Origin of the sequence: Winogradskyella pulchriflava, from assembly GCF_042434315.1 — a bacterium.
Classification (GTDB): Bacteria; Bacteroidota; Bacteroidia; order Flavobacteriales; family Flavobacteriaceae; genus Winogradskyella; species Winogradskyella pulchriflava.
The window spans coordinates 1-18,927 of sequence record NZ_JBHLTQ010000003.1 but is presented as its reverse complement, the minus strand read 5'-3'; the positions used below and the strand labels follow the sequence as shown (position 1 = coordinate 18,927).

22 protein-coding genes are annotated in these 18,927 nt (G+C 33.0%); 3 read left to right on the top strand and 19 right to left on the bottom strand.

What is annotated here, in order from left to right:
* Positions 1 to 2 precede the first annotated feature (2 nt).
* Together purB and ACFFGA_RS06295 are read right to left on the bottom strand one after the other, a co-directional pair.
* The gene (gene purB, locus ACFFGA_RS06300; RefSeq protein WP_386061294.1) at positions 3 to 1,346 is read right to left on the bottom strand and encodes an adenylosuccinate lyase; all 1,344 of its coding nucleotides are present in this window, start codon (positions 1,344 to 1,346) and stop codon (positions 3 to 5) included.
* A 109-nt stretch (positions 1,347 to 1,455) separates the two neighbouring features.
* The gene (locus ACFFGA_RS06295) at positions 1,456 to 2,019 is read right to left on the bottom strand and encodes an adenylosuccinate lyase (protein WP_386061292.1); all 564 of its coding nucleotides are present in this window, start codon (positions 2,017 to 2,019) and stop codon (positions 1,456 to 1,458) included.
* Between the two features lie 39 nt (positions 2,020 to 2,058).
* Between ACFFGA_RS06295 and ACFFGA_RS06290 the strand changes: the two genes are divergently transcribed.
* Together ACFFGA_RS06290 and ACFFGA_RS06285 are read left to right on the top strand one after the other, a co-directional pair.
* Positions 2,059 to 2,532 (top strand): heme-binding domain-containing protein, encoded by a 474-nt coding sequence (locus tag ACFFGA_RS06290; RefSeq protein ID WP_386061289.1) that lies wholly within the window; start codon positions 2,059 to 2,061, stop codon positions 2,530 to 2,532.
* A 178-nt stretch (positions 2,533 to 2,710) separates the two neighbouring features.
* On the top strand, positions 2,711 to 3,943 hold the full coding sequence (locus ACFFGA_RS06285) for a glycosyltransferase family 4 protein (protein WP_386061286.1): 1,233 nt from the start codon (positions 2,711 to 2,713) through the stop codon (positions 3,941 to 3,943).
* 70 nt (positions 3,944 to 4,013) lie between these two features.
* Here ACFFGA_RS06285 and ACFFGA_RS06280 read toward each other — a convergent pair whose 3' ends face one another.
* The 6 genes from ACFFGA_RS06280 to ACFFGA_RS06255 all read right to left on the bottom strand — a co-directional run bounded on the left by ACFFGA_RS06280 (position 4,014) and on the right by ACFFGA_RS06255 (position 8,487).
* The gene (locus ACFFGA_RS06280; protein ID WP_386061283.1) at positions 4,014 to 4,469 is read right to left on the bottom strand and encodes a DUF4303 domain-containing protein; all 456 of its coding nucleotides are present in this window, start codon (positions 4,467 to 4,469) and stop codon (positions 4,014 to 4,016) included.
* A 145-nt stretch (positions 4,470 to 4,614) separates the two neighbouring features.
* Positions 4,615 to 5,184: a hypothetical protein gene (locus ACFFGA_RS06275; RefSeq protein ID WP_386061280.1), complete on the bottom strand. Its 570-nt coding sequence runs from the start codon at positions 5,182 to 5,184 to the stop codon at positions 4,615 to 4,617.
* A gap of 161 nt (positions 5,185 to 5,345) precedes the next feature.
* Positions 5,346 to 5,774 carry a lipocalin-like domain-containing protein gene (locus ACFFGA_RS06270; RefSeq protein WP_386061278.1) on the bottom strand — a complete coding sequence of 143 codons (429 nt, stop codon included), beginning with the start codon at positions 5,772 to 5,774 and terminating at the stop codon, positions 5,346 to 5,348.
* Positions 5,775 to 5,907: 133 nt separating this feature from the next.
* Entirely contained in the window at positions 5,908 to 6,735 is an 828-nt protein-coding gene (locus ACFFGA_RS06265; protein WP_386061276.1) for a CPBP family intramembrane glutamic endopeptidase, read from the bottom strand.
* A gap of 145 nt (positions 6,736 to 6,880) precedes the next feature.
* Positions 6,881 to 7,495, bottom strand: coding sequence for a hypothetical protein (locus ACFFGA_RS06260; protein WP_386061273.1), 615 nt, complete (start codon positions 7,493 to 7,495; stop codon positions 6,881 to 6,883).
* Positions 7,496 to 7,803: 308 nt separating this feature from the next.
* Entirely contained in the window at positions 7,804 to 8,487 is a 684-nt protein-coding gene (locus tag ACFFGA_RS06255) for a nucleoside/nucleotide kinase family protein (RefSeq protein WP_386061270.1), read from the bottom strand.
* Positions 8,488 to 8,824: 337 nt separating this feature from the next.
* On the opposite strand from ACFFGA_RS06255, the gene ACFFGA_RS06250 reads away from it, so the two are divergent.
* Positions 8,825 to 9,043, top strand: coding sequence for a hypothetical protein (locus ACFFGA_RS06250; protein ID WP_386061268.1), 219 nt, complete (start codon positions 8,825 to 8,827; stop codon positions 9,041 to 9,043).
* Here ACFFGA_RS06250 and ACFFGA_RS06245 read toward each other — a convergent pair.
* The 11 genes from ACFFGA_RS06245 to ACFFGA_RS06195 form a co-directional block, all read right to left on the bottom strand.
* The gene (locus ACFFGA_RS06245) at positions 8,997 to 9,275 is read right to left on the bottom strand and encodes a hypothetical protein (protein ID WP_386061265.1); all 279 of its coding nucleotides are present in this window, start codon (positions 9,273 to 9,275) and stop codon (positions 8,997 to 8,999) included. The two genes, ACFFGA_RS06250 and ACFFGA_RS06245, sit on opposite strands and share 47 nt — an antisense overlap.
* A 552-nt stretch (positions 9,276 to 9,827) precedes the next feature.
* A complete protein-coding gene (locus tag ACFFGA_RS06240; protein ID WP_386061262.1) occupies positions 9,828 to 10,538 on the bottom strand; it encodes a hypothetical protein in 711 nt (236 codons plus the stop codon).
* A gap of 482 nt (positions 10,539 to 11,020) precedes the next feature.
* Positions 11,021 to 11,227: a GDCCVxC domain-containing (seleno)protein gene (locus tag ACFFGA_RS06235; RefSeq protein WP_147860724.1), complete on the bottom strand. Its 207-nt coding sequence runs from the start codon at positions 11,225 to 11,227 to the stop codon at positions 11,021 to 11,023.
* Entirely contained in the window at positions 11,227 to 11,826 is a 600-nt protein-coding gene (merTP, locus tag ACFFGA_RS06230; RefSeq protein WP_386061258.1) for a mercuric transport protein MerTP, read from the bottom strand. Before merTP ends, ACFFGA_RS06235 begins: the two co-directional genes overlap by 1 nt.
* Complete coding sequence (locus ACFFGA_RS06225; RefSeq protein ID WP_188460185.1) at positions 11,823 to 12,197, bottom strand: ArsR/SmtB family transcription factor; 375 nt, start codon at positions 12,195 to 12,197, stop codon at positions 11,823 to 11,825. Before ACFFGA_RS06225 ends, merTP begins: the two co-directional genes overlap by 4 nt.
* A 296-nt stretch (positions 12,198 to 12,493) precedes the next feature.
* Positions 12,494 to 13,165, bottom strand: coding sequence for a hypothetical protein (locus ACFFGA_RS06220; protein WP_386061255.1), 672 nt, complete (start codon positions 13,163 to 13,165; stop codon positions 12,494 to 12,496).
* 320 nt (positions 13,166 to 13,485) lie between these two features.
* A complete protein-coding gene (locus ACFFGA_RS06215; protein ID WP_386061252.1) occupies positions 13,486 to 14,085 on the bottom strand; it encodes a hypothetical protein in 600 nt (199 codons plus the stop codon).
* Positions 14,086 to 14,238: 153 nt separating this feature from the next.
* Complete coding sequence (locus ACFFGA_RS06210) at positions 14,239 to 15,987, bottom strand: ATP-binding protein (RefSeq protein ID WP_386061249.1); 1,749 nt, start codon at positions 15,985 to 15,987, stop codon at positions 14,239 to 14,241.
* Between the two features lie 8 nt (positions 15,988 to 15,995).
* Positions 15,996 to 17,027: an SIR2 family protein gene (locus ACFFGA_RS06205; RefSeq protein ID WP_386061247.1), complete on the bottom strand. Its 1,032-nt coding sequence runs from the start codon at positions 17,025 to 17,027 to the stop codon at positions 15,996 to 15,998.
* 177 nt (positions 17,028 to 17,204) lie between these two features.
* Positions 17,205 to 17,666, bottom strand: coding sequence for a hypothetical protein (locus ACFFGA_RS06200; protein WP_386061244.1), 462 nt, complete (start codon positions 17,664 to 17,666; stop codon positions 17,205 to 17,207).
* 402 nt (positions 17,667 to 18,068) lie between these two features.
* Positions 18,069 to 18,794 carry a PH domain-containing protein gene (locus ACFFGA_RS06195; RefSeq protein ID WP_386061241.1) on the bottom strand — a complete coding sequence of 242 codons (726 nt, stop codon included), beginning with the start codon at positions 18,792 to 18,794 and terminating at the stop codon, positions 18,069 to 18,071.
* Positions 18,795 to 18,927 lie beyond the last annotated feature (133 nt).

Below are 18,927 nucleotides of genomic sequence, written 5' to 3'. Positions count from 1 at the left end.
TTTTATATACCTGTGTAATTACTTGGTGTAATCGCTTTTAATTCAGATTTAATAGTATTAGAGACTTCTAAGGTATCAATAAAATTTGAAATAGAGCTTTGTGTAATGGCTTGGTTGGTTCTCGTTAAGCCTTTTAACGCCTCATAAGGATTAGGGTAGCCTTCGCGTCTTAAAATGGTTTGAATCGCCTCTGCTACAACAGCCCAGTTGTTTTCTAAATCTTGTTCAAACTTATATTCATTCAACAATAATTTACCTAAACCTTTTAAAGTCGATTTAAAACCAATGAGTGTATGTCCAAATGGTACTCCAACGTTTCTTAGAACAGTACTATCGGTTAAATCACGTTGTAATCTAGAGATTGGTAGTTTTGCTGATAAGTGCTCAAAAATAGCATTTGCTATACCTAAGTTTCCTTCACTGTTTTCAAAATCTATAGGATTTACCTTGTGTGGCATTGCAGAACTACCAACTTCACCTTTTTTAATTTTTTGTTTAAAATAGTCCATAGATACATACGTCCAAATATCTCTATCTAAGTCTATAACAATAGTATTAATACGCTTTAAGGCATCAAATAAGGCTGCCATGTGGTCGTAATGCTCTATCTGTGTTGTTGGGAAGGAATGTTGCAAACCAAGCTTTTCTTGAACAAATTCTGTCCCAAAAGCTTTCCAGTCTATATTTGGATAGGCTACTTTATGCGCATTAAAGTTACCTGTTGCACCACCAAATTTAGCAGCACTTGGTACATCATTTAATAAGTTAAATTGTTCTTTTAAACGCACAGCAAACACTTCTATTTCTTTTCCTAATCGCGTAGGAGAAGCAGGTTGACCGTGTGTTCTTGCTAGCATTGGTATAGCTTCCCATTCTTTGGCTAAGGTTTCAATTTTTTCTAATAAAGTAAAATATTCAGGAACATAGACATCGTTCATAGCTTCCTTAATACTCAAAGGAATTGCAGTATTGTTTATGTCTTGAGATGTTAATCCAAAATGAATAAATTCTTTATAATCCGATAAACCTAATGCATCAAACTTTTCTTTAATAAAGTACTCAACCGCCTTAACATCATGGTTGGTCACCTTTTCAATTTCCTTAATAGCCGATGCATCTACTGGTGTAAAATTCTTGTAAATAGCTCTTAAATCATCAAAAACAGTATTAGAAACAGACTCTAATTGTGGTAATGGTAATTCGCAAAGTGCAATAAAATATTCTATTTCTACTAAAACACGATATTTTATCAATGCTTCTTCAGAAAAATAATTACCTAAAGCTTCTACTTTAGATCTGTATCTACCGTCTATTGGTGAAATTGCGCTAAGTGCTGTAAGTGCCATTTTTTTGTTGGTTTTAAAGAAGTGGCAAAGATAGGGAAGTTAGTTATAAGTGTAAAGTAAGTAGGTGTAAAGTTTTAGCTTATAAGTAAGAAGTATTTAAAGCACTTATTTACTTTTTTATTTTCTTCAAAATATGTCTGGCTCTAGCCTTAAATCCAGAACTTTGCATCTGAAAATCGCGTTCCAAAATTATAGCCAATTCTGGATGAACCCAATCATACTCATTGCCTAACAAAAACAAACTATTCATACTATAAGCTTTTGGAGCAATTTTTTCGTCATTAATCATCCAATCAAAACAAGCTTCAGTAATTTTTTCTTTGTGTTTTGGTGATAGATGTTTTTTTATTTTGGATTCAGCTTTACCGTAATAAGCCATTGTAAGAAGTTCGCATATTTTAGCTATAGGACGTACAGCAGGATCTAAATGGACTTTTGAAATGTTTTCGGTAAACGTATCTAAATAAGGTATAATGGCTTCAATGTCTTTACTGCACATAAACTCAAAAACCCAGGCAGCTCTGCATGAAATCTTATCGTCAACATCAAAAAGGATGTCCAGTAGAATAGGAATTAAATCAGGATTACCAATAACTAAGTTGGCATAATGCAAGCGTTTTTCGCGCGAATGGTTAACATAACCTAATTCCTTATAGAGTTCTGCTTTAGTCAATAGAAATTCATTAAATTTAGACCTCTAAAATAATCAAAAATGAAAATTCTCAAAACACTAGGACTCATACTTTTAATTGCTTTTGTAATTGCACAATTTTTTGGGCCAGATAAAAATGATGGCGATATAGCTTCCGTTGACGCTTTTTTTGCGGATACAAATCCACCAGAAGATGTTAAGCTGGTTTTAAAAAATGCTTGTTTAGATTGCCATAGCGATTACACACGATATCCATGGTATAGTAATATTACTCCAGTTAATTACTGGTTGGCAGACCATGTAAAACATGGAAAAGGAGATTTTAATGTATCTAAGTGGAATGATTATTCGGATAAGAAAAAAGATCATAAACTGGATGAATTAATTGAAATGGTAGAGGAGAAGGAAATGCCATTACCTAGCTATACATGGACGCATGGCGATGCCAAACTATCTCAAGATCAAATTGATGCTATGGTATCTTGGGCAAAAACAGTAAGACTTAAGTATGCGTTTTTAAAAGAGCCGCAATAGAAAACATAAATCTCAATTTTTTAAATCCCAATTTCCAAGGGTAGCATTGGGATTTGGGATTTAATTTTTTGAATTTTCATGTTATGAAAGCCCATAATGGGCATTTGGCAGGCAATAGATATTACCCACCAACATAATTAAATCATTGAACCACAGGTTGTTGAAAATTATTGAATAGATGAGGGATAAACTTCTAATCATTGGATTAGTTTGGCCAGAACCTAAAAGTTCTGCTGCTGGTAGTAGGATGTTGCAGCTTATAGAACAATTCCAAAAACAAGGTTTCGATATTGTATTTGCCTCTGCTGCAAAAACCTCTAGTAATACTTTTGATTTGTCTGTTTTAGGTATTGAAAAACAAGACCTTAAGTTAAATGACAGTTCTTTTGATGATTTTGTTTCGGCATTAAAACCAGACGTTGTTTTGTTCGATCGGTTTATGACCGAAGAACAATACGGCTGGCGTGTTGCAGAGCAATGTCCTGATGCATTGCGAATTTTAGATACAGAAGATTTTCACGGTTTAAGAAAGGCTAGGGAAGAAGCTTTGAAACAAAACGAAGTCATAAGCTTAAAACATTTGCAAAACGCTATTACAAAGCGCGAAATAGCTAGTATTTATCGCTGTGACTTAAGTTTAATGATTTCCGAAGCTGAGATTGAGATACTAACCAAACAATTTAAAATTGACACTAATTTACTTTATTATTTACCGTTTTTGTTAGAACCAATTTCTGACAGTGAAATTGAACAATTACCATTGTTTGAGGAACGACAACACTTTATAACTATTGGTAATTTTTTACATCCACCAAATTATGATGCCGTTTTGCAATTAAAGCAAAATATTTGGCCACTAATAAGACAAAAATTACCTAAAGCCGAACTTCATATTTATGGTGCTTATGAATCGCAAAAAGTGTTGCAATTGCACAATGAAAAAGCAGGTTTCTTAATAAAAGGGTTTGCAGATGATGTTAATGAGGTTATGAAGCAGGCAAGGGTTTGCTTAGCACCTTTACGTTTTGGTGCAGGACTAAAGGGTAAGTTGGTAGATGCTATGCAAAACGGAACACCTTGTGTTATGTCTGGCATTGCAGCAGAAGGTATGTTTGATAATATGGCAACTAATGGTTTTGTAGAGGACAATACACAAGTTTTTGCTGAAAAAGCAATTGAAATTTATAGCAACTCTGATGATTGGGTTAACTTTCAAGAAAACGGATTTAAAGTAATCAACCAGCGTTTTAATAAATTAGCTTTTCGACAAGATTTTTCAGATCGTATTAGTCATTTAATAAACCACCTTAAAACCCATCGTGAAAATAATTTTATAGGTCAGTTGTTACAGCATCAATCTCTACAAAGTACTAAGTATATGAGTAAGTGGATAGAGGAGAAGAATAGGTAAGTTTTATAATTTGGCGAGACCAAAAAAGCAATTATTCATAGCAATTGTTGTAGAATTGTTTTTTATTCAGTTAGTAATTGTGTTCAACTCGATTTGCATAAAAGTTATCTGTCTTTTTTAATAAATCAAAAACTCCGCTCTTTTTCAAGTTCTCAATTACTTTGTCCATCGATTTTGCGTAATCAGAAGTCAATTGAAATTCCTCATCTTCGTGGTAGTGTTCGTTGTATTCATCCATACTAAACCCTGAACTTTCATCAAATTCCGCAAACCCTTGGTATTCCCAATCTCCAGTATTTGCTTTTAAATCTGAAATGCGTTCTTTTGTATCGTATTCGCCAAATTTTCCTTGGTAAAATTTTAATGTTTTTTTAAATTCTTCTTCCGAATTCAAACATAAAAGGCTTGCGTCAATTGAGAATCCGTAAAATGTTTCATTAGGATGTTCTTTAGCGAATTCTGTTATTTTGCTAATCGCAAATTCCGTTAATTTTTCAGTGTCAAATTTACTTTTAGGTTCAGTCATTTTATTCTGTTTGGTTACAGTTAAATGCAAAAAAAGGTTATTAAAATAATTATAATTTTCTTCACAAGAGTTTTTATAAATAATGTGCAACCTATTTGTATGTGACTTGTTACGTGTTTTAAGCACCTGATTTAGCAAATATATTTTAATTAGGAACCTCTGATGAGTCACTAAATTCTACCTGTCCATTATAATTTCCTATAACTTCATTTCCGTCACTATTTGTAAATTGATAATCAATGTCAATTTCTGTAGTCACATAGCGATCATTCTCGTCTAATATATTAGTAATAGAATTAATAGTCACAGTTCCACTATTGTTTGAGCCTTCAGTGTAGAAAAGATTACTGAAACTAATATTATTTCTAAATTGAATTATTTGAGAACCTACGGTTATTGGAATATTAGAAGTTATATTACCAGCATTAGTATTATAAGTTCCGGTGATTAATTTTCTATCACCATCCGTATCGTCTGGATGCAAGAAAAAACTAGAATAATAGTCTAAATCAAAATTTGAAAACAATTCTATTTCTACAGAAGGTAAAGAACTTTGTGATGCTCGAGTTACTTTTGAAATGGCAGCATGATTTATTTCGTAAAATTCTCCATCGATAATGAATCCGTTGTTAACATTAATATCATTTGAATCATCACTTGAACATCCAATAAAGATTAGTGTAATTAAAAATAATGTTCTTTTAAAAATAGTCATAAAGTTTGGATTAAATATTTGCTAACGGTCTCGGCTAGGATTAGTAATGTGTTTCAGCAACTAATTTAGTAAACAAAAACCAATGCGAGAAAATTCCTAAGGAATTTTCCAAATAAGCACTTGACAAGGCAATTAATTATACACTTTGTCACAAACGTTTTTTATTCAACTTTTTCATATTCATAAGTGGTTCTATTATTCAATTCCAAAGTTTCTCCATTCCTGTAAAAATTTTCAATACTCAATTCCGTTGCTGACAGAGTTAGAACATTATATCTAAAATCAGAATTTTGGCCAAAGAGAATAGTTAATTCAGTTCCATTCAGGATATATTGTTGATTTTCAGTAAAGAATTCACAAGGGTCATTATCTGTATAATATGATATCAAAGTTCCATTTGAACTAAAAGTGAGGGTTTCTTGCAATTCACAAGCCGAGAGATTTTCATTTTGTCCATCGTAAATTTGATTAACTAAAATCCATTCTCCAATTATTGTAGGTTCATTTGTGTTTGAATCATTATCATCAGAAGAACAAGCTAAAATTGTTAATCCGATTAAAAGGCCAAATAGTAAGTTCAGTTTTTTCATTTAGTAAAGGTTGGTTTAAATTGTTTGTAACGGTCACGGCTATGAGTAGTTGCGTGGGTTAGCACGAAACTTTGCAAATACACACCAAACTGAAAATCCCTGAGGATTTTTAGAAGTAGGCGAGAACAAGCAATTATTTATAGTCAATGTAGGCACTTGTTTTTAATTTATTTTTAGCAATCAATATTCCTGTAAATATTAGCATTCCAATACTGGACAATAAATGTACTTTTTTAAAATCTACACTTAATTCAGGGAAAAACAGCAAAGCTATTCCTGCATTAATGGATAAGTGAAATAAGATTGCAACTAGAACACTTCCATTAGAATTAATTACCAACCAAGTAATTATTATTGACAAGCAGATTAGCATTATAAAATAAGTTACTACAGTTAAAAAAGAAATTGATTCACCACTAACTAAAGTTCCAAATGGTGCCCACCAAAGTGGAATATGCCAAATAAACCATATAACTCCAATTATGATTGCACTTTTTAAGTTAGAATATTTTTTTTGTAATTCGGGTAATAAAAGACCTCTCCATCCAAGTTCCTCTCCTAAAGGTCCAGCATAAAACCCAGCCCATAATACATTTGGAATCGAAAGAAAAGCTGCTATGTCAAAACTCCCAATGTCTCCAATAAATATGTTATAAAATCCAATTCCAATAATGATAAAAATTATAGGTAAAAATATTATGTATAAATAGTTTTTATAGGGAATATTCCAAATAAACACTTTTTTAAGTAAATTCAATACACCTTTTAGTCCATCAAAAATGAGTGTTGTTATAATTCCGCTGATTGTAGGTCCATATACACCAGTAAAAAAGAATATTAAAAATTTTCCGATTGATTCTTGATTGATTCCATCGGTAAGATAATTTAGACCTAAAATCCAAAAAGACCAAGACCAAATAAAGGTCATTAATAAAAACATATTAGTCTTTTTAGTATTCATATTTTTCCAAAATAAGTGCCAACGGCGATGTGTATGGTTAGTTGCGTGTTTCAGCAACTAATTTAGCAAACATTCACGAGCCAGAGAAAATTCCGAAGGAATTTTCCAAGTAAGCACTTGCCCAAGCAATTAATTATACACGGTGTTAGCAGCTGTTTTTTATTTTCGGTTCATAATTATTCGGAACAAAAACATTGTTTTCAGATTTCTCTATTAGAATTTCTAGTAACTTTTGGATATCGTCCACGTTATATTCCGTTGTTTTTATCGAGATTTCAGATTTTGATTTGAAATCAAGTTTTAAGTTTTTACCAAATCGGTCAAATCGGATTTGAGTAAGTTCAGTCAGATTTCTTTTTTGAGTCCAACGTTTGACTAAAATCAGTTGATTTTCTTTAATGAAAACTGTAAAAGGTTTTTTCTTTTTGTAAATAAACCACAAAACTAATTCAGCCAATGGAAAAGTCCAAAATATTAAAATTAGGAATATTACATCATTATAATTGTCATTGCTAAAAGACAATAATATTGTCCAAGCTATTGCATAAATCAATTCATATACTCCAAGTATTTTCCGCTGACTTTGCATTTTGAAGTCAGATTCGTAGTTTTTATTAAGAACGGAATATTCCCAAAAAACTGGTGTCAATAAAATCAATAATATCAGTACAATATTCACAACAAGAGGAAATTCAGGTTCCATTATTTGACCATAACTCAAAGCTGTAAGTAGTAATATTAATGATATAAAGTACTTCATTTAGTAGATGTCGTTCAAATTGCTGCTAACGTCCGCGCAGCTATGCGCAGTTTTGCGAAGTTGAAAATAGTGAAACATTTTCACTTTGTGAAATTGCGTATAGCTGACTGTTCTGCGGCGTCCTCGCCGAAGGGCAGGCAGCGTAGCTGCGCGGACGTTCGGCGGTATTTGGTCCGATAGGACCGGATGCCGCCGAACGGTTTCGTATAACCGTCAGTTACGGGTTAATATGCGTTAATTTTCGGTTTAGAACTGGCGTTAGCAATTCCGAGTGGATTCGGACGTAGTCGAATCCGCCGTAATTGCGGTTATACATTGTTGGCTGTAGTATTTTTTATTATTTTCAGATTATTGAAATCAGAATTGTCAATTATAATATCAGCAATTTTTTCAGGCTTGTTTTCGTTCAAATATATTCTCGAAGATTTGTGATAACGTTTTTCGTATTTTTCTCTTGTCAACTCAATTCCTCCTAGTGAGTTTTTATCTCGTTCAATTCCTCTTTTCATTGCAATTTCAAAACTTGTTTTTAAATAAATTTTTAAATCCCAATAATTTCTATAATTTGGTTTAAACAAATATGCTCCATCAGTAATTAAAACCGTATTATTCTCCAGTGCTATTGGTTCTAAATTCAAATATTCATCTGTTTCTAAATTGTGCGTGGCGATTGTATAATTTGGAAATTCTGATTGGGAAGATTTCAATACTTTTTCCACAAACGCTATTTCGTCATAGGAATCTTCATAATATCCTTTCGCAGAATCACGACCTTGTTTATATCTTACTTCTTTTTTAAAATGAAATCCATCGATTGAAACTTGGATAGCTCTTATATTTTTTGAATTTAGATATTCAGTTAGTTTTTCAGCCATTACAGTTTTCCCAGTTCCTTCAATTCCGTTTATTGCAATTCGGACTGGTTTTCTTTTGTCTTTTTGAATGGATAAAATTCTGTTTGTTATAAGTTCAAATGTTTCTTTTTCGCTCATTGTTCTATATTACAGCCAACGGTCTCGGCTATGATTTCGTTGCGGAAAAATCCGCAGGATTCTTTCCGCCGTAGCCGAAAGATAGCAAATAAGCGTTGAATTCCGATTAGGAATTCAACCGCAATGAATTATAGCCATTGTTGTAACACGTTTTTTTAGTTCATGTCTTATGTGTTCATGTTTCTTTCTGATTTTGTTATGTATGTGTGTTATAAATTCTGGCGTAATCTTTTTTCAGAAAAAATATGGACTTTTGAATATATACTGGTTTTAGTGATTATGTCATTTATTATACTGGCTTTGTAAATATAAAATTAATATGGCAAAGAATAAAAATATGGAAAAACTTTGGGGTGAAGCTGTAAATAATTTAGGCGACCATTTTAATAAGTTAAAGCCAGAGTTAGATAAATTTCCTTTAGCATATAGTTTGCAATATTCTTTAAAAGACGGATATACGCTTGTTGTTAATGAAGATTATTTAGTTGAATCTGATCCGATTAAATGGTCTAAAAATCCTTATGCTTCAAAACCTCATGTAAAGATTCGAGATTAAGTTCTTTGACTATGGTTTCTAAATAAGATTCCAAAGTATTGTGTGGTTGACGTAATGAATGTCCAATACATTTAACTCGAAACATTTTATTGTCAGAAACAACATCAATAGAATCTATTTTCATCTTGATATTATCATAAGGTATTTTACCAATGATTTTATCTTTATAATGTTCTTTTAAATATTCAGCTTCTTTTAATGTGAAGTAAAATTTATCGTTAATTTCTTTCATATATTTTATTTTAAATAAGCAAGAGAGGTGAAACAATACTAGGTTCATCAAGGGCATAATAGCACTGCTCATTACACCGACTAAAACTACCTTGGCGGTCATTAGTCATTCCCTAGCATCATTTCGGCTTACTCTCTTGCTTTTTCTTTTTCATAAGGTACATGCGTTTAGCTTTTTCTAGCTTTGGCATCTTGGCTAACCTTTCCTCTATACTGATTTCCTTTTCCACGTACTGTTAAATGGGTTACAACGTCCGCGCAGCTATGCGCAGTTTTGCGAAGTTGAAAATAGTGAAACATTTTCACTTTGTGAAATTGCGTATAGCTGACTGTTCTGCGGCGTCCTCGCCGAAGGGCAGGCAGCGTAGCTGCGCGGACGTTCGGCGGTATTTGGTCCGATAGGACCGGATGCCGCCGAACGGTCTAGTGTATGATTTCGTTGCGTGTTTTAAGAACTAAAGTTAGCAAATAAATCACGGATAGAAAGTCCGCGAGGACTTTCGTAAGTAAGCTCTAACTAGCAATGAATTATACACATTGTTGGCAGTAGTTTTTAATTATTAAAGTCAATAGTATAATCAGAAGTAGTTCCAGCTTCAAGAAATAATGTCTCAAATTCAGAAGTCGATACTCCATTAATTGTTCGGCGAATTCGTAATTCAACTGGCACGTTTCCTGCAACTTCGATTAAGTTATTTTGTTCAGATTCATTGCTCCAGCCGATAACTTGTCCGGTAATTGATTGGTCAAATCCACTGGGACTTTCATAAGAAAAATCAGTAGCTAAATGGTTGCCACTTTGTATATCACTTAAATTTAATAGCGATAAATTCAAAAATGCTTTTTTAGGAATATTATAATTGATATTTAGTGTAGTATCTCTGGCTATTTGAAATATTGTAATTCTATTTAAATGTGAAGATAAATATTCGTTTTCGTTGAGTTCATATTCTATTCGAAAACCACCAGCCTCGATTTCATCGTCTCGAATAAAAAAATTTAAGTTGAAATTCCCTTCAGAGTCAGTTCGTGTTGTGGCTTTATTTCTTATCGTGCCAGAACCTAAATAAGGTATATTATCCCATTTTACTGTAAGCTTTACGTCAGAAATAGGCACAGTACCATTGTCAGTCATTATTTTTCCAATAATTTGAGTACAATCAATTTCGCAATTTTGACTAATTAAGTCATCTTCTTCTTTGGAACAGCTAACAAAAAGAAATATTCCTAATACTAACCCTAAACTTAATTTTCCTATTTTCATAATTCTAATTTGTCCTCTTATTTTATAGATGAAGAAACTCCGAAATGGTTGCGTCAAATTACTGCCAACGTCCGCGCAGCTATGCGCAGTTTTGCGAAGTTGAAAATAGTGAAACATTTTCACTTTGTGAAATTGCGTATAGCTGACTGTTCTGCGGCGTCCTCGCCGAAGGGCAGGCAGCGTAGCTGCGCGGACGTTCGGCGGTATTTGGTCCGATAGGACCGGATGCCGCCGAACGGTCTTGTATATGAAAAGTAGCGTGCAGAAAAGAGCTAAATTTTCGGAAAGCAAGATACTTAATTAAATGCAAAAACGGTTCAGGTTAGCACCTAAACCGCTATTTTTTATATACGTTGTTACCCACTGGCTTTATTCCGTTCAGCTTGGTTTTCAGCGTTGGCAAAGACATACTCTTTTGCAATTTTTGGCGTAGCGTTGGCTCGTGTGAATTGCAAATGTGTATGGCTTTTAGCGTTGGCTTTTTAGCAACAACTTTCTTTCTGTTGTATTGAAGGACATTTTACTGAACCAAAACTGCAATAGACACAACAATCGCCTTCGTTTGGTCGTAATACTTTTTTACAATTCTCACATTCGTAAAAGAATTGACAGGATTCTGTTGGCATTTCTTCTACTTTTTTATGTCCACAATTTGGACAAGTAATTTCTGATTTTAATTGAACTTCCATTAATTTTCTTTTTTGTCGGTTACTTTATAACCTGTTGAGTTAATTGCTTTCTCGATTTCCGTTTCGTTGGTTTTGGTTTTGTCAAACTCAATGATTGCATTTCCATTTTCGTAGGACGCTTTTGAATTTACAATTCCATTGAGTTTATTTACTTCGTGATTTACGTGTTCTTCGCAACTCGCACAAGTCATTCCGCTGATTTTAAATTCAGTGGTTTTAATGTCCGATTTGTCAACTACAATTATTTGTTTTTCTGTGTTTGGGTAAAAAATTCCAGAATAATATGGGAAAGCCAACATTACAATTGCAAATACGGTTACAATTCCTAAAAACTTTTTTGATTGAATAAATTTTGGTTTTTCGTCCGTCTCACAATCACAGTCTATTTCTTTTTGAGGTTTAAGTTTTTGATACCAAGCAAAGCCAAGAACTAAAATTGTCAGTCCGATTAAATAAGGTCTAAATGGTTCAATCCAAGAAAATGTTGAAGCAATTCCGCTTGTTCCTGCGATTAGAGCCAAAACTGGTGTAATACAACATAATGAAGCTGTAATTGCAGTTAACAAACCTGCACCAATTAATTTGTTTTCTCTTTTCATATCGTTTCTAAAATTTTGTTTTTATCAAGTATCTCAAAGAATGGATTTAGCATTTTTTCGTATTCAGCCGTGAGTGAGTAAAAAATCGTTTGAGCATCTCTTTCTGTTTCTAATAAATTTCGGTCTTTCATTTTTCTCAAATGTTGAGAAATAGCAGAAATGTTCATCCCGAGAATATCGCTCAAATCACAAACGCAAAGTCTTTTTTCTTCAAAGAGTAGGTAAAGGATTTTCAGTCGAACGCTATTTCCGACTAATGAAAGTCCATTTGCCAAATAGTCGAACGATTCGTTTAATTCAGAAACTGTGTCTTTGCAACGATTTATTTGTTCAATATCGGCTTGTTGTCTTATGCAAGAATTATTTTCCATATCGCAAAGTTACAATTATTTCTTATTTAAGCAAATACTTAAATACATAATTCTCAAGCGTTGGGAAAATTTTAGCTCTTTTGGTTTTTTAGCGTTGGATTTGTGTGTCGGAAAAAACCGAAAGTGCTAAAATGTGCGGTGGGTTTTCAGCTTGTGGGTAACGGTTTTGTGTATGGTTTCGTTGCGTGAAAATCCGCAAGGATTTTCCGATTAGTAAACTAAGATAGTAAAAGTGCGAGGATTTTCGGCAGAAAATCCGAAGCAATGAACTATACACGTTGTTGTACACTGGCTTTTTAAAAGTATATTTTTTCACAAAACTTTATTACTTCGGGACATTTAATAACCATTGATTTATCTACTTTATTTTTCGTAAACCAAATCATTCGGTATTCTTTCTGATGTTTGTATTTATCTAATTTTAAAAACAATTCGAAATCTCGTGTAATAGTTGCCAACTTTTGAGCTGCAAAAGGGTCATTACGAAAATCAATACTCTGAAAAGCCTTATTTTTTTCAATTTCTTTATCAAGCATTTGAACTCTTGAATCTGCATATATACAATGTCCTTCATATCCTTTGTGTGCAAACGGAAGTTTTCTTGTTATTTCAACTCCGAAATACGAAGGATTGTTGATTTTTATAGCACATTTTGCATTAAAATCTTTTTTAACTCTTTCTGTTAATTCTGTCGTTGTTGACATTATAAAGGCATTGTCTCCAGAGTCATATTTTATTCCAATTAAATCTCCATTTTCATTGGGTCCCGCAATCAATGAATCACCTTCATCTCTATCTCCAATCATTTCGTCAGGATAATTTTTAAAATTGCTTAAACAGCTAATCATCAACTCACCGTCATCGAAAAAATTTTCCATCCATTTCACGTCATCAAGAAGTCGGTAAATCGGTTCTTTTTTTATACTCCATTCCAATGGATAATTTAAATGACTGTGATAAAAATTCATAAGCGGTTTGTTGGTTCAAGCTTGTGTACAACGTCCGCGCAGCTATGCGCAGTTTTGCGAAGTTGAAAATAGTGAAACATTTTCACTTTGTGAAATTGCGTATAGCTGACTGTTCTGCGGCGTCCTCGCCGAAGGGCAGGCAGCGTAGCTGCGCGGACGTTCGGCGGTATTTGGTCCGATAGGACCGGATGCCGCCGAACGAGTTTGTATAACGCTAGTGGCGTGGTGTTTTCTTTGTTTTAGGTAATCTAACTTACACAATTTGTGGGAAACTAATTAAATTTAACCGGCAATGTCTTAGCCATTGGCGTTATACGTTGTTATGCAATGTTTTTTACTATTTGACAAATTAATGAATATGACTCATCCATAACTTGTAGATGGTCAATTTCGGGAATAAATTCATTGAAAATTGTTTTTCCATTGATTTCTGATGTCATAATAAATTTTTGAAAATTCATATGATAATACATTTGACTTCCAATAAAGGTTAATGCCTGACTATTTCTATAATTTAATGGCTCCCCTTTAGGATAATCAATTGACCTGTGAGCAGTATTCTTCATTCGAAAAATTTTTAGCTCATTGATTTTCGGTGTATGTTGAATAGCATCCGCAACAATTTTATTTGTAAAAGCTGATTTGATGAAATAGTATAATTGACCAACTCTATTTAAATACGCCATCACGTCATGAATCCGATTTGTAGAATTTTCATTTTTTAAGAAACAGTCAAAATGATAGTCAAGCGATTCTAAAATGTTTAATGCGCCTAATAATTCAGTTGCTCCAGTCAATTCATCCAGTCGCGTCTTATTTCTATTGACCAGAGAAAATGCCCTTAATGAAATAGGGTTTATTTCTTCTAATTCGGTATATGGGAAGAGGTCTTTTATTGTCCAATCGCTAAATTTAGTCATTGAAATATTGCATAACGGTCTAGTGTATGAGTAGTAGCGGATTTCTACTCACAAACCTTTCGGTTTTGAACTGGCATTTGTTTTATGTTTATACTTTCATTTTATCACTTAAACCGCTATTACTTATACACATTGTTGTGCTTTCGTACTTTTTCATTTCGATTGTTTTCTTAGTCCAATTACAGCACTTGGAATATCCTGTTCAGCTTCTTCATTGCTCCATTCTTTCCAAAAGTCAATCGTTGCACTTTGAGGTTTAATCGTTGGTTCATCTATCAATATTCTTGTTGGTAAAAGAGATGAATCTCCAACGACCAGAGCTTCTCCAATATCCAAAATCGGTAATACATCTGTTAGCCCAGAAAGATTGTCTGGTAATAATCTTTTTATTACTGATTGGTCTTCTGCATTTGATAACCTTAGCGATATGAAATTATTACATTGACTAAGTACTGTTCTATTGACTTCTGCTGGTCTTTGACTTATGACAGTTAGACTAACACCATATTTTCTTCCTTCTTTTGCAATTCTTTCAAAATTCTTTAAACCAAGCTCGGAAGCAGAATCTTGACTTGTTCTTTCGGGAATGTATAAATGAGCTTCATCACACAGTAAGCAAATAGGATGTCTTTTGTCATTTGCTGTCCATTGTTGAACAGTAAAAACAATTCTAGCTACCAATCCTATAACAAGCGGTAAAACGTCCGAAGGAACCTCCGAAAAATCAATGACTTTTACACCTGATTTTTGGTCATTGTGTTTAGAACCTTGCATTAACGAATTACATAAGCTATTCATCCATTCAATATCCAACTCGTCATTTGATATTTGAAATAAGAAACCTAATCTCTTATCTTGACTTTTGGCTTCTAATCTTTGTACGAATCTTGTTAGTTTTCCATTGAATGGTCCTGCTTTATCTGAGCCTGCTCTAGCTCCGGGAACTCGTTCCTCATCAAGAGCTTTTAATTTAGTTAATACGTTTTCAATTTTATATGGTATTGGACTATCAATAGTTATTGAATCTTTAAATTCGGTATCTCCAATAGAATCCAAATAGGCTAATTTCTCTTCAAAGACTATTTTTGAAAATAACATTGCTTGATTAGGTGCATTACTGTCACTTCTATCTAATAGCATTGCTAACATTTCTTCATAAGTCAAAAGCCAATAAGGAAGCATTAAAACACTATTTTGAAGATTTCCAGTTTTCCCTAAGTCAGAAGGATTAGCAACCCTTAAATGTTGTATTCCATCTGTTTTAAAATCTTCTCCACTATATTCCCCGTGAATATCAAAAAGAATTGAATTTGCCATTGGAAGTTTAGCAATTTGTTCAACCAATTTTGCTACGCACCAAGATTTTCCAGAACCAGTACTACCTACAATTACAGCGTGTCTTTGAAAAAGTTTGTCTCCATCTAAATAAGCATCTGCATTTTCATCAATTGAGTATTTACCTAATGAAAGAGGGATATCATAATTTTCCTTCGATGATATTGTACGCATAAACTTTGTGATATTTTCTCCGTCAATTGGAAAACAGTTTGCTTCAATTTCGGGAACTGTATCTAAAGTTCTTTTGAATACATTTTCTTTCTGTCCGTGCTTGTCTATTAAAGTACCAATTAGGTTAACTTTTAAAATATTTTCTGTTAGTAAAAAATTGGTTAGACCTAAATCATCAGAAACTGGATTCTCATCATCTGATACTTTTCGTGTAATTCGGTTGATAATACCAATTAAATGCTGTCCAGCTTTTGAGCTTTTTATAGCAATTAAATGATTTACCTGTAGTTTCCTTAGCTTTTCAAGTTCTTCAACTTTTACGATTAGAGTAGAAGTGTCAACACTAAAAACTGTACCGATTTTTGTAGATTCTTCAAATTGGAATATAGCCATAGTTTTGTTTATGAAATGATTAGTTTTAAATATTCTCCCAATTCCCAATAACTAGTATCTTCAATTACAAATTCTCCAAATTTGGAAGAATAGATTTTGGTATCTTTAGAATTAGCCTCTTCGATAAGCAAGTACTTTTGGCATTTATTATCGATGATTGATTGTTTAGTTTTTTCAGTAAGTTCTTTAGTTATTACAATAATTGGCTTATTGTTTTTTATTTGTTCAATTAGTTTTGGTTGAACGTGAGTGTCATTAAACCCATAGCCAATACATAGAAAACCATTCGCATTCTCAATTTCAGAGTCTGCTTGTGTGAAAATTGTTCTATATGGTTCATTATGTGTCTCTGAATATTTGCTTAAGCCAGGTGTTACAATTAAAGGTCGATAGTCTTTAGGAATACTTTGTCTTAACGGAAGTTGAATGTTTTCATCTTCATTAGACTTAAACCAGTCTAACGAACCGTGAACTTTCCAAATGTTTACTTGTCCTTTATATCCATTTAAAGAAGCTAAATTGTTGGATTGAATATTGTTTGAGAAGTGCCCAATATGACTTTGAGCATAACCACTACACACAATGGCTTTAGCAAGACTAGTAGCATATTCAGCTAGTCTGTCATAGTTCGTTGTTATGATTGAAACTTTTTTACCTGCTGTGTCTAAGAAATATTTTAATAATTCAGCTAAGGGGAATTCAATTTCTTTATTGATAAATTTCTCGTACGCTTTTAAATCTGATTTATTGACAAGTTCCCAAGTTTTATCAACAATTTCAGCAAGTACATTGGTTCTTAATTGAAGTTTAGTAAGTGTTGTTTCTAAATCACCAGTTTTGTCAAACTCGTCTTTAAACTTTTCAAATTGAGCTTGGTCATCAGAATCTACAAAACTTATTGAGCTTTTCAAAAAATCTCCCAAAGTCCACATTGAAGGAAGTTTGAAAGGAACAGAAGCTCCGCTTCCAAGAACAATTAGAGGAATATTATTTGTCCAGGTTTGTAATTGTTTTAATACAGCTTCTTTTTCTTTATTCATTCATTTTAGTTTTGTTCTCGGTGTTTTTCAGTATGAAGCACAACGGTTTTGTATAAGATTAGTTGCGTTGTTTAAGCAACTAATTTAGCAAATACAAACTGAATAGAAAATCCGCGAGGATTTTCGTAAGTAGGCTTGTACTAGCAATTAATTTTATACGTTGTTGTGGTTAGTTTTTTATCCAAATGCATTTGTTAATCCAATTAAAATTCCCCAAATCACGGCATTTACTCCGATAACTAAACCAACAATTGAAAACAATCTGTTTTTGGTCGAAATGGTTTCTTTCAAGAGTATCTTTAGATTTTTAGGATTTATTTTCTTCTGAAACATTCTTTTTGAAATCAGCATTGAATGTTTGGCAATTAAATCATTTAGATTCTCAAAAGTCAGAATGTATTTTCCGCTTTCCGATATCTCAAAATGCCAATACTCTAATCCAATTGTTCCATTTTTTCGAAAACGATAATTTGGAAAAGTTTTGTTGAGTTTTATCAGCTTTCCGTTTTCCGATTTTAATTCAGCACCGAACTTTCCTTGATTGTCAACAAATCCAGCACCCAAAAAACTCAGCGAATAAAGTCCAGTCGAATTCAACTGAATTTCTTTGCTTTCAGAGTCAAGAGTAAATTCAGTCACCAATTTATTTTTACTCGATTTAATTAAAATTCGGATTGAGTAAATCAATAGTATGATTCCAATTATTCCAATGAATATGAATGTTAACTGCATCGTTTTTAAATTAACCACAACGTCCGCGCAGCTATGCGCAGTTTTGCGAAGTTGAAAATAGTGAAACATTTTCACTTTGTGAAATTGCGTATAGCTGACTGTTCTGCGGCGTCCTCGCCGAAGGGCAGGCAGCGTAGCTGCGCGGACGTTCGGCGGTATTTGGTCCGATAGGACCGGATGCCGCCGAACGGTTTCGTATAAGATTAGTTGCGTGGTTTAAGCAACTAATTTAGCAAATAAAAACCGAATAGAAAATCCGCGAGGATTTTCGTAAGTAGGCTAGAACCAAGCAATTAATTTTATACATTGTTACCCAACGTTTTTATTTTCCATTATTATTTCAACTGCTTTGACAGCTTCTTTCTGATATTTTGATTTGTTAACCAAAATTTCGTTCAATTCCGTTTCAGATTTTGTTTTAAACTTTTCCACAAACTTTTCTGTTAGACTTTTTTCTTTTTGCCTTTCCAATTCTTGTTTTAAGGTTAGAGCTTCTTTAGAGTCGGATTTGTTAATGTATTGAAACATTCTAAATCTATATTTTGTATTCTCCACAATTGGTTGGTCGTGCAGAAAGTCCACAATTAAGTTTGAAATATAATATCTGTCACCATTATTAAATTCTAAATCCCAGTATGCAAGGTCAGAGTTTATCATTTTCCAGCGCATTGCGTTGTCAATCCGATTTTTGTAATAAATTCCTAAATGATAAATTGAAGATTTTATTTCCGTTATTTCATATTGTTTTGATACTCCGTTTTTAACAATTCCGATGCTGTTGTTTTTTGTGTCAATCTTAATTTTCGTATTCTTATTTTCTTTGTAATAGTTAAAATAAATAATGAAGTTCGGTAGATTGTAAATTAAGAAAATTACAGACATTATTTTGACAAACAAAAAGTCCAAAACAAATTGCTCTCCTTTTTTCAGATAATAATAAATAGGTGTTATAATTATCAAACCAATAACAAAATAAATATTCTCCCTCAAGAGGATTTTTAGCAGTTTGTTGTTATGTTCAAAGTTTTTTTTCAAATGTTGGGTAACGGTTTTGTGTATGGCTCGTTGCGGGAAATCCGCGAGGATTTTCCGCCGTAACCGAAAGATAGCAAATTGCAATGAATTCCGATTAGGAATTCAGCCGCAATGAGCTATACACGTTGTTGTA

Coding starts and splice junctions, on each gene's coding strand:
- ACFFGA_RS06235 (WP_147860724.1), bottom strand. CDS start 11,227: ATGGAAGTTCAATTAAAATCAGAAATTACTTGTCCAAATTGTGGACAT.
- ACFFGA_RS06255 (WP_386061270.1), bottom strand. CDS start 8,487: ATGAGCGAAAAAGAAACATTTGAACTTATAACAAACAGAATTTTATCC.
- ACFFGA_RS06250 (WP_386061268.1), top strand. CDS start 8,825: ATGGAAAAACTTTGGGGTGAAGCTGTAAATAATTTAGGCGACCATTTT.
- ACFFGA_RS06215 (WP_386061252.1), bottom strand. CDS start 14,085: ATGACTAAATTTAGCGATTGGACAATAAAAGACCTCTTCCCATATACC.
- ACFFGA_RS06225 (WP_188460185.1), bottom strand. CDS start 12,197: ATGGAAAATAATTCTTGCATAAGACAACAAGCCGATATTGAACAAATA.
- ACFFGA_RS06290 (WP_386061289.1), top strand. CDS start 2,059: ATGAAAATTCTCAAAACACTAGGACTCATACTTTTAATTGCTTTTGTA.
- ACFFGA_RS06265 (WP_386061276.1), bottom strand. CDS start 6,735: ATGAATACTAAAAAGACTAATATGTTTTTATTAATGACCTTTATTTGG.
- ACFFGA_RS06285 (WP_386061286.1), top strand. CDS start 2,711: ATGAGGGATAAACTTCTAATCATTGGATTAGTTTGGCCAGAACCTAAA.
- ACFFGA_RS06280 (WP_386061283.1), bottom strand. CDS start 4,469: ATGACTGAACCTAAAAGTAAATTTGACACTGAAAAATTAACGGAATTT.
- purB (WP_386061294.1), bottom strand. CDS start 1,346: ATGGCACTTACAGCACTTAGCGCAATTTCACCAATAGACGGTAGATAC.
- ACFFGA_RS06275 (WP_386061280.1), bottom strand. CDS start 5,184: ATGACTATTTTTAAAAGAACATTATTTTTAATTACACTAATCTTTATT.
- ACFFGA_RS06240 (WP_386061262.1), bottom strand. CDS start 10,538: ATGAAAATAGGAAAATTAAGTTTAGGGTTAGTATTAGGAATATTTCTT.
- ACFFGA_RS06270 (WP_386061278.1), bottom strand. CDS start 5,774: ATGAAAAAACTGAACTTACTATTTGGCCTTTTAATCGGATTAACAATT.
- merTP (WP_386061258.1), bottom strand. CDS start 11,826: ATGAAAAGAGAAAACAAATTAATTGGTGCAGGTTTGTTAACTGCAATT.
- ACFFGA_RS06210 (WP_386061249.1), bottom strand. CDS start 15,987: ATGGCTATATTCCAATTTGAAGAATCTACAAAAATCGGTACAGTTTTT.
- ACFFGA_RS06220 (WP_386061255.1), bottom strand. CDS start 13,165: ATGAATTTTTATCACAGTCATTTAAATTATCCATTGGAATGGAGTATA.
- ACFFGA_RS06245 (WP_386061265.1), bottom strand. CDS start 9,275: ATGAAAGAAATTAACGATAAATTTTACTTCACATTAAAAGAAGCTGAA.
- ACFFGA_RS06260 (WP_386061273.1), bottom strand. CDS start 7,495: ATGAAGTACTTTATATCATTAATATTACTACTTACAGCTTTGAGTTAT.
- ACFFGA_RS06205 (WP_386061247.1), bottom strand. CDS start 17,027: ATGAATAAAGAAAAAGAAGCTGTATTAAAACAATTACAAACCTGGACA.